Raw genomic sequence first — 4509 nt, 5'->3', positions numbered from 1 at the left:
GCAGACCGGGCAAGCCAGTCTGGGCCTGCTGATGACCCTTATGGGACTGTTGATTTTTGTTTGCTGGCTTCCGCTGGCGTCACGCGTGTCGCATCAGGGGCAGGCGGTTTAAGCGTATGATGGCCCGGCTTATCGCCGGGCTTTTCGCATTCAGGCGCGATCATCGTCGTCAGTAACGGCTCCAGCGCCGGACGCCAGGCACCTTCCTCGCCATCATAAAACTGCGTATCCGCATTGATAGCATAGGGAATTTTCGCTTTTTTCAGTTCGCACGCCATAAAGCGGGCAAACGCCATTTGCGAGGCAGAAGGCGCGTTCCTGATGGTTTCTCCTGGCGACCAGCCTCCCACCCAACTGACATGACCCGTTTTCTGCTGCCAGTGAATGGCGGTATTGATACGGGCGCGAATAGCGGCCTTTTCTGCCGCGGTGCCTGAGGTCCACGGATATTTACCGTTATTTTTCAGCGGCCCCCACGGAAAAATATGCCATTGAGCCAGCACGGTATTCTGACTTTGCGGCGGCAGTTTCAGGTCAGGCAAATCTTCCGGGGCGGCGCGTAGTCGCGGCGCGATAAAAATCATCCGCTGCGGGTCGATGGCATGGACAGTACGAATGGTTTTGTCATACACCCGATTGAGCGACACCTGATTATGGTTGAGCTTATCAGAGGGTTCGTATATCAGGTCGAAACCCAGCAACGGCGAGCTTTGACCAAAGTAATGCGCCACCGCCACCCACCAGTTAACCACCTCTTTTTCGTTACCGATACTGGGATCTTTTTTATATTCGTCAGCCTGATAGGCAATTATCGGGATCACGCCATACTGCTCGCAGGCTTCCACCAGCTTGCGCAGATGTATAAGCCGCGCCTCCGTAGGCTCTCCCGCCACGCGAATGCGCACGTGGGTTAACCCTTTCGCCCTGTAATCCCGCACCACCAGCGGATCGAATTCACGGATACCCCGATCGGTGCGCGCCCAGTCTACGTCCATCCCAACGCCAAGCTGCTGCGCATACTGCGCCGCGGTCAGCACAGGTTGCGCGGCACACACGGTGGCGCTGGCTAACAGTAAAAGGGAAACAATCGGCTTTAACACGGTCGTCCTTACGCAAATCATCAGGAGTGATATCACGTATTTAGCATGCTTTTTCACTTTGCGTGTAGCGAGAAAGCGTAAAAAATATTCGCGGCCCGCTTATTTAACCTGTTCCTGAAGCCAGCGAATAAACGCCTCGATTTTCGGCCACTCTCTGCCAGGCAGGGTGGTGATGTAGTAGTGCTGATGGCATTTCAGCGCCATATCGCCAAAAGGCGCAACCAGCTCTCCGCTGTCGAGGCGTTTTTGCACCAGCCGCTTTCGGCCCATCGCTACGCCGATATGATTCATCGCCGCAATTACCGCCAAATCAGAACGATCGAAACCAATTCCCGACGATGTCGGCAGATTCACCGAAAAATGCTGCGCCCAACTGTGCCATTCATCGGTCCCGGAGTCGTTACTCCACGCCTGTCTGTCATGCAGCAACGTACAGTGCGGTAAATTCACCAGCGAACCGGTAAGGTCATGGCGGCGAGCGTAGTCCGGGCTGCATACCGGCAGGATCTCTTCATCCATCAGGAAGTGGTGCGTGAGTTGCGCGGAGGGTGCGTCGTCAAAATAGATAGCCAGATCGACCCCGGCACGCTGCAGATTGACGTTGTCGTTCCCGGTCAGCATGGTCAGCGAAATCGACGGATAGCGACGGGTAAAGTCGCCGAGCGCCGGAACCAGCCAGCACTGAGCGATAGAAGGCCGTGAGTAGACGGTGAGGGTCCCGGACAACTCCTGATTTTTAATATCAAGGATTTCCTGATTCAGCGTATCTAGCGATGATTTCAGCGCCCAGAACACGCGCTTGCCCTCGTGGGTGAGTTCCACTTTACGATGCGAACGAACAAACAGCTGAATACCCAGCTCATCTTCCAGCTGATTAATGCGATGGCTGACAGCGCTGGGGCTTAGTGACAGCTCATCTGCCGCCAGCGCAAACGACTGGTGCCGGGCCGCCACTTCAAAGGTATACAGCTTTGACAACTGCCAGCCGTTGAGTAGCCGATTTCTGACCTCGCGTAAGGGATCCATGTTTACCTCCTGTCCTCCTGATTCATTCGCCGGAGTGTAAAAAAGTTCGCTGCAAAAATCAGCACAAAGATGAATCAAGGTGAACCATATCGCATAAACAAAGCGTAATTAGACGTAAATCACCTACTTGATGCAATCTGGCTCATGTGAAAGGGGATTTATATCGTTTGTCAGACTATGCCTTATTTTTGTCCAATAACCCTATATTAATCACAGGGCAAGGTGAGTTATGCACTCTCAAATCTGGGTTGTGAGCACGCTGCTGATAAGCATCGTGTTAATCGTTTTGACCATCGTGAAGTTCAAATTCCACCCGTTTCTGGCGCTGCTGTTAGCCAGCTTCTTCGTGGGTACGATGATGGGTATGGGGCCGCTGGATATGGTCAATGCCATTGAGAGTGGCATCGGCGGTACGCTAGGCTTCCTCGCCGCGGTTATCGGCCTTGGGACCATTCTTGGCAAAATGATGGAAGTGTCCGGCGCGGCCGAACGTATCGGCCTGACGCTACAGCGCTGTCGCTGGCTTTCCGCTGACGTCATTATGGTACTGGTCGGGCTGATTTGCGGGATCACGCTGTTTGTTGAAGTCGGCGTAGTGCTGTTGATTCCTCTGGCCTTTTCAATTGCCAAAAAAACCAATACCTCGCTACTGAAGCTGGCGATTCCGTTATGTACAGCGCTGATGGCGGTACACTGCGTCGTGCCGCCGCATCCAGCCGCCCTGTTCGTGGCGAACAAGCTGGGCGCGGACATCGGCACCGTGATTGTCTACGGCTTACTGGTGGGCTTAATGGCCTCGCTGATCGGCGGTCCGCTGTATCTGAAATTCCTCGGTAACCGTCTGCCGTTTAAACCGGTTCCGGCTGAGTTTTCCGACCTCAAGGTGCGCGACGAAAGTAAGCTGCCATCGCTGGGCGCTACGCTGTTTACCGTACTGCTGCCGATTGGCCTGATGCTGGTAAAAACCGTCGCTGAGCTGAACATGGCGAAAGGCAGCACGGTTTATACGCTGTTGGAGTTTATTGGTAACCCGATCACCGCGATGTTTATTGCCGTTTTCGTGGCCTATTACATTCTCGGTCTGCGTCAGCACATTGGCATGGGTGCGCTGCTGACCCACACCGAAAACGGTTTTGGCTCCATTGCTAACATTTTGCTGATTATCGGCGCAGGCGGCGCATTCAACGCTATCCTCAAGAGCAGCGGACTGGCGGATACTCTCGCGCTGATCCTCTCGAACATGCATATGCACCCGATTCTGCTGGCATGGCTGGTGGCGTTAATCCTGCATGCTGCGGTGGGCTCTGCCACGGTGGCGATGATGGGTGCGACGGCAATCGTGGCCCCGATGCTGCCGCTCTACCCCAACGTTAGCCCGGAGATCATCGCCATTGCCATCGGTTCCGGCGCGATTGGCTGCACGATCGTCACCGATTCCCTCTTCTGGCTGGTGAAGCAGTACTGCGGCGCCACCCTAAATGAGACGTTCAAATATTATACGACCGCGACATTTATCGCGTCCGTTATTGCACTGGTTTGCACATTCCTGCTTTCCTTTATTATCTAAGCGCAAAGAGACTGACTATGGAAAACATTCAAACACTTATCGCCCAGCATCCTTTAGTGGAAGATCTGGTCGCTCTCAAGGAGACGACCTGGTTTAACCCTGGCACTACCTCTCTTGCGGAAGGTTTACCGTATGTTGGCCTGACAGAGCACGATGTTCAGGATGCCCACGCTCGTCTGACGCGCTTCGCGCCGTATCTGGCGCAGGCATTCCCGGAAACCGCAGCCACCGGCGGCATTATCGAATCCGAACTGGCCGCGATCCCAACGATGCAAAAGCGGCTGGAAAAAGAGTATGGGCAGCGCATCAACGGCGAAATTCTGCTGAAGAAAGACAGCCATCTACCGATTTCCGGCTCAATTAAAGCGCGTGGCGGTATTTATGAAGTGCTAACCCACGCGGAAAAACTGGCGCTGGAGGCTGGTCTGCTGACCACACAAGACGATTACAGCATTCTGCTTTCGCCTGAGTTTAAACAGTTCTTCAGTCAGTACAGCATCGCCGTAGGCTCCACTGGCAACCTTGGGATGTCGATCGGCATTATGAGCGCCCGTATCGGTTTTAAGGTGACGGTTCATATGTCTGCCGACGCTCGCGCATGGAAAAAAGCCAAACTGCGCAGCCACGGCGTGACGGTCGTGGAGTATGAAGAAGATTATGGCGTGGCGGTTGAGCAGGGCCGTAAGGCGGCACAATCCGAACCGAACTGTTTCTTTATCGATGATGAAAATTCCCGCACGTTGTTTTTAGGTTATGCGGTAGCCGGCGAGCGTCTGAAGGCGCAGTTCGCGCAGCAGGGGCGCGTGGTGGATGCCG

4 protein-coding genes and 1 pseudogene are annotated in these 4509 nt (G+C 54.4%); 3 read left to right on the top strand and 2 right to left on the bottom strand.

Features of this window, described 5'->3' with window-relative positions:
* Nucleotides 1-112, top strand: a 112-nt coding sequence (locus tag FDW87_RS21370) for a hypothetical protein (protein ID WP_252362926.1), incomplete at its 5' end; no start/stop codon positions are given.
* Nucleotides 113-305: 193 nt separating this feature from the next.
* On the opposite strand, the pseudogene FDW87_RS21365 reads toward FDW87_RS21370, so the two are convergent.
* Both FDW87_RS21365 and dsdC read right to left on the bottom strand, forming a co-directional pair.
* Nucleotides 306-995 (bottom strand): annotated as a pseudogene (locus FDW87_RS21365) (cellulase family glycosylhydrolase); the annotation flags it as partial.
* A 204-nt stretch (nucleotides 996-1199) separates the two neighbouring features.
* Nucleotides 1200-2126 carry a DNA-binding transcriptional regulator DsdC gene (gene dsdC, locus FDW87_RS00925; RefSeq protein WP_137379363.1) on the bottom strand — a complete coding sequence of 309 codons (927 nt, stop codon included), beginning with the start codon at nucleotides 2124-2126 and terminating at the stop codon, nucleotides 1200-1202.
* A gap of 229 nt (nucleotides 2127-2355) precedes the next feature.
* Here dsdC and dsdX point away from each other — a divergent pair, with 229 nt between their 5' ends.
* Together dsdX and dsdA are read left to right on the top strand one after the other, a co-directional pair.
* Nucleotides 2356-3693, top strand: coding sequence for a D-serine transporter DsdX (gene dsdX / locus FDW87_RS00920; RefSeq protein WP_137379362.1), 1338 nt, complete (start codon nucleotides 2356-2358; stop codon nucleotides 3691-3693).
* A gap of 17 nt (nucleotides 3694-3710) precedes the next feature.
* Nucleotides 3711-4509 (top strand): D-serine ammonia-lyase (gene dsdA / locus FDW87_RS21360; RefSeq protein ID WP_252362920.1); only part of this gene is annotated, 799 nt, incomplete at its 3' end.

The sequence above is a fragment of the Citrobacter sp. wls826 genome, assembly GCF_005281245.1.
Classification (GTDB): Bacteria; Pseudomonadota; Gammaproteobacteria; order Enterobacterales; family Enterobacteriaceae; genus Citrobacter; species Citrobacter braakii.
Note: the sequence above shows the minus strand (reverse complement) of the source record. Positions and strands in the feature narration are given on the sequence as shown.

What these genes read in the sequence shown, in the direction of transcription:
- dsdC (WP_137379363.1), bottom strand. Translation starts at nt 2,126, where the DNA reads ATGGATCCCTTACGCGAGGTCAGAAATCGGCTACTCAACGGCTGGCAG.
- dsdX (WP_137379362.1), top strand. Translation starts at nt 2,356, where the DNA reads ATGCACTCTCAAATCTGGGTTGTGAGCACGCTGCTGATAAGCATCGTG.